This is a genomic window from Mycobacterium interjectum (genome assembly GCF_900078675.2).
Taxonomy (GTDB): domain Bacteria; phylum Actinomycetota; class Actinomycetes; order Mycobacteriales; family Mycobacteriaceae; genus Mycobacterium; species Mycobacterium interjectum.
This window is the reverse complement of sequence record NZ_LT546237.1, coordinates 1,946,686-1,950,611: the sequence shown is the minus strand read 5'-3', so window position 1 is coordinate 1,950,611 and position 3,926 is coordinate 1,946,686. Positions and strand designations below refer to the sequence as shown.

Genomic DNA, 3,926 nt, shown 5'->3' with positions numbered 1-3,926 from the left:
TGCCCGTTCTCCGCGAGTCGCTCGTCGACCCAGGCGTGCAGGCCGGGCAGGGCGGCCTCGATGACGGCCAGGACGTCCTCGAAGTCCTCGGGGTCGCCGTAGTAGGGATCCTCCACGTCCAGGGCGTGGGCGCCCGAGCGCGGGTCGAACGAGCGCAGCATCCGTATCCGGTCCTCGTCGACGCCGAGCTGGCGCAGCATCCGAGCGTGGTTGCGGCCCAGGGCCACCACCAGGTCGGCCGCCAGGTGGTCGTCGTTCAGCTGGGCGGCGCGGTGGGCGGTGGAATAGCCGTGGGCGCGCAGCACCCGGGCGGCCCGGTCGTCGGCGCAGCTGCCGACGTGCCAGTTGCCGGTGCCGGCGCTGGTCACCCGCACCGCGTCGCCCAGGCCGCGCCGCTGAAGTTGGTCGGCGAACACCTTCTCGGCCATCGGCGAACGGCAGATGTTGCCGGTGCAGACGAAGGTGACGTGGAGTGGTTCAGACACCGAGGGCCCTCCGCAACTCGTCGATGGTCGCGGCGTGCGTCACCCCGGTGAGGCTGAACCCGTCGTGAAAGTCGTCGCGCCCGTAGCCCCAGCCGACCACCACGGTGTCGATGCCGTGCGCGGCCGCGCCGTGCACGTCGTGGCCGCGGTCGCCGACCATCAGCACCCGCTCGGGCAGCGGCTGGAGCTGTTTCAGCGCGTGGGCCAGCACNGACCAGCACCGAGGTGATCCCGTCGGCGTCGGCGACCAACCGGGGCGCGCCGGACGGCAGGTCGTAGCGGGTCCGCTCCGGCCCGTGGCCGACGGTGTCCGGGTCGAACAGCACCAGGTCGGCGTGCCAGCCGGGCCGAATGCGGCCGCGTTCGGTCAGCCCGTAGAAGCGGGCCGGCACGTCGGTGATCAGCCGGATGGCCTCCTCGAGCGTCACCACCTGGTGCTCGCGCACGCCCTTGCTCAGCAGCGAGGTGGTGTAGATCGCGCCGCACATCATGTCGAGATGGGCGCCCGCGTCCGAGCCGCCGATCACGGCACCCGGATGCCGCCACNGCGAGCAGCGGCTCGATGCCGTCGAACAGCGCGTTCATCGCCCAGCCGCGGGCGCCGTATTCGGCCCGGAACGCGGTGATCGCCTCGTCGGCGGAGTCGCCGAACATCGTGCGGAAGGTGTCGTCCATCGGCGGGCCGACGATGTGCGCGGCCAGGTCGCCCTCGGGTACGGCCGCTCCGACGTGCTCGAGCGCATGCAGGAAGCTGGCCACGATGCCTTCCGCCGAGTCGGTCAGCGTGCCGTCGAGATCAAAGATCACCAGCTGCGGTGTGCCCGTGACGCCCGCCGACGATGCACGACGCATTGCGTCGTGAGGAGGAGGAGGGCAATCCGCGGCTGTGCCTGTCACCTCACCATTGTCCTCGATGCCCGCACACTGCTGCGACGGCGTTCCTCCCACGCGCGTGCGGCGGCCCACTAGTGTTTCACGGATGGCGACTCTGAACCCGAGCCCGCCTGNTGGCCGAGGTGATCGAGGCGCTCGACGAGGCCTACCCGCCGCGCCTTGCGCAGGCCTGGGATTCGGTCGGCCTGGTGTGCGGCGACCCCGACGACGCGCTGGACTCGGTGACCGTGGCCGTCGACGCGACGCCGGCCGTCGTCGACCAGGTTCCCCAGGGCGGCCTGCTGCTGGCCCACCACCCGTTGCTGCTGCGCGGCGTCGACACGGTGGCGGCCAGCACCCCGAAGGGCGCGCTGGTGCACCGCCTCATCCGAACCGGTCGTTCGCTGTTCACCGCTCACACCAACGCCGACTCGGCGGCGCCGGGCGTGTCCGATGCGCTCGCCGACGCGCTCGGCCTCACCGTCGAGGGGGTGCTCGAGCCGGTCGCGGCGGCGGCCGATCTCGACAAGTGGGTGGTCTACGTGCCGCGCGAGAACGCGGAAGCGGTGCAGGAGGCCGTGTTCGAGGCCGGCNGCAGCCCGCGGTGGCCGACCTGCGTCGCGCGGTGAGGCTGTCGCGGGCGGTGCAGGCCATCGCCGCGCTGTCCGTGGCGTGTGCATCGCTGGCGATGAGTGTGCAAGGAGGGCGGGAAAAGCGCGATTTTCGCGCCGTCAGCTCACACTGAAAGCCCTCAGCGCACACTGAATGCCTTACCGCCGCCGGCCGTAGCGGTCGGCGAGTTTCTCCTCGACGGTCGCCGGGGTCTCCGCCGCCGCCTGCTTCTCCCGTCGCCGCACCCGGATCTCGGAATAGATGAAGTAGCCCAGCAGAATTGGCGCGACGATGCCGAACGAAATCCACTGGATGCCGTACGACAGGAACGGCCCGGCGTCCAGGTGCGGAATGCCGATCACGCCCAGGCCGCCGGGCTGGTCTTCGACCAACTGCAGATACGATCCGGCCAGCGGGACCTTGGTCAGCGCCGCAATCTGCTCGGTGTTGATCGAATACACCTGCTGCACACCGTCTATGACGAAGGGATCCTTGCCCGGCGCGGTGGGCTGGGAGTCGCGCAGCCGGGCCGTGAGGCTGATCGGCCCGGCGGGCGGGCGGGCGATCGGGGGGATGTGGGAGCCCTGCTCGGGCCGCACGTAGCCCCGGTCCACCAGCACGGTGGGCCCGTCGTCGACAACAAAGGGTGCCAGCACCTCGAACGCCGGGTCGCCGTCGACGACCCGCAGGCGGGCCAGCACCTGGACGTCGGGCAAGTAATGGCCGGTCGCCGTGACCCGGCGCCACTGCGCGCCCGGCGCCGACGAATCCTGCTGCGGCAGTAGCGTTTGCACCGGAACCGGCGGTGTGTTCAGGGACGACTCGATCTGGTGGTTCTCCCGGGAGGTCCTGGTGTTCTTGCCCAGCTGCCAGGGCGCGAGCACCATGAAGCACAGGTAGGTGAAGGCGATGACCACCAGGGCCAGCGCTATCCAGCCCGGCCGCAGCAGGAATGCCAAGCGGCGCATCAACCGTGCCCGTTCTCCGCGAGTCGCTCGTCGACCCAGGCGTGCAGGCCGGGCAGGGCGGCCTCGATGACGGCCAGGACGTCCTCGAAGTCCTCGGGGTCGCCGTAGTAGGGATCCTCCACGTCCAGGGCGTGGGCGCCCGAGCGCGGGTCGAACGAGCGCAGCATCCGTATCCGGTCCTCGTCGACGCCGAGCTGGCGCAGCATCCGAGCGTGGTTGCGGCCCAGGGCCACCACCAGGTCGGCCGCCAGGTGGTCGTCGTTCAGCTGGGCGGCGCGGTGGGCGGTGGAATAGCCGTGGGCGCGCAGCACCCGGGCGGCCCGGTCGTCGGCGCAGCTGCCGACGTGCCAGTTGCCGGTGCCGGCGCTGGTCACCCGCACCGCGTCGCCCAGGCCGCGCCGCTGAAGTTGGTCGGCGAACACCTTCTCGGCCATCGGCGAACGGCAGATGTTGCCGGTGCAGACGAAGGTGACGTGGAGTGGTTCAGACACCGAGGGCCCTCCGCAACTCGTCGATGGTCGCGGCGTGCGTCACCCCGGTGAGGCTGAACCCGTCGTGAAAGTCGTCGCGCCCGTAGCCCCAGCCGACCACCACGGTGTCGATGCCGTGCGCGGCCGCGCCGTGCACGTCGTGGCCGCGGTCGCCGACCATCAGCACCCGCTCGGGCAGCGGCTGGAGCTGTTTCAGCGCGTGGGCCAGCACCTCCTCCTTGCTTTTGCGCGAGCCGTCGGGGGCCGCGCCGGCGATGACCTCGAAATGCCGCTCCAGCCCGAAATGGGCGAGGATGCGCCGCGCCGTCGGCTCCAGCTTCGACGTGGCCACGGCCAGCCGGACGCCGGCGGCGCGCAGGTCGGCGAGCAGCGGCTCGATGCCGTCGAACAGCGCGTTCATCGCCCAGCCGCGGGCGCCGTATTCGGCCCGGAACGCGGTGATCGCCTCGTCGGCGGAGTCGCCGAACATCGTGCGGAAGGTGTCGTCCATCGGCGGG

Annotated in this window: 4 protein-coding genes and 4 pseudogenes; 1 reads left to right on the top strand and 7 read right to left on the bottom strand. The window is 71.3% G+C overall.

Going from position 1 to position 3,926, the window contains the following annotated elements:
* From BN4348_RS43715 to BN4348_RS43700, 4 genes and pseudogenes are all read right to left on the bottom strand, one after another.
* Positions 1-485: low molecular weight protein-tyrosine-phosphatase (locus BN4348_RS43715; protein WP_066913527.1), on the bottom strand; the 485-nt coding region annotated here is incomplete at its 3' end.
* Positions 478-696, bottom strand: a pseudogene (locus BN4348_RS43710) (HAD hydrolase-like protein); the annotation flags it as partial. The pseudogene BN4348_RS43710 and the gene BN4348_RS43715, both read right to left, overlap by 8 nt.
* Positions 697-820: 124 nt before the next feature.
* Positions 821-973 (bottom strand): annotated as a pseudogene (locus tag BN4348_RS62825) (amidohydrolase family protein); the annotation flags it as partial.
* A gap of 37 nt (positions 974-1,010) precedes the next feature.
* A pseudogene (locus tag BN4348_RS43700) lies at positions 1,011-1,337 on the bottom strand (HAD hydrolase-like protein); the annotation flags it as partial.
* Between the two features lie 152 nt (positions 1,338-1,489).
* On the opposite strand from BN4348_RS43700, the pseudogene BN4348_RS43695 reads away from it, so the two are divergent.
* Positions 1,490-1,951: pseudogene (locus BN4348_RS43695) on the top strand (Nif3-like dinuclear metal center hexameric protein); the annotation flags it as partial.
* A 177-nt stretch (positions 1,952-2,128) separates the two neighbouring features.
* Here BN4348_RS43695 and BN4348_RS43690 read toward each other — a convergent pair.
* From BN4348_RS43690 to BN4348_RS43680, 3 genes are all read right to left on the bottom strand, one after another.
* On the bottom strand, positions 2,129-2,938 hold the full coding sequence (locus tag BN4348_RS43690) for an SURF1 family cytochrome oxidase biogenesis protein (RefSeq protein ID WP_066913525.1): 810 nt from the start codon (positions 2,936-2,938) through the stop codon (positions 2,129-2,131).
* On the bottom strand, positions 2,938-3,429 hold the full coding sequence (locus BN4348_RS43685) for a low molecular weight protein-tyrosine-phosphatase (protein WP_066913523.1): 492 nt from the start codon (positions 3,427-3,429) through the stop codon (positions 2,938-2,940). Before BN4348_RS43685 ends, BN4348_RS43690 begins: the two co-directional genes overlap by 1 nt.
* Positions 3,422-3,926: HAD-IA family hydrolase (locus BN4348_RS43680; RefSeq protein ID WP_066913521.1), on the bottom strand; the 505-nt coding region annotated here is incomplete at its 5' end. The genes BN4348_RS43680 and BN4348_RS43685, both read right to left, overlap by 8 nt.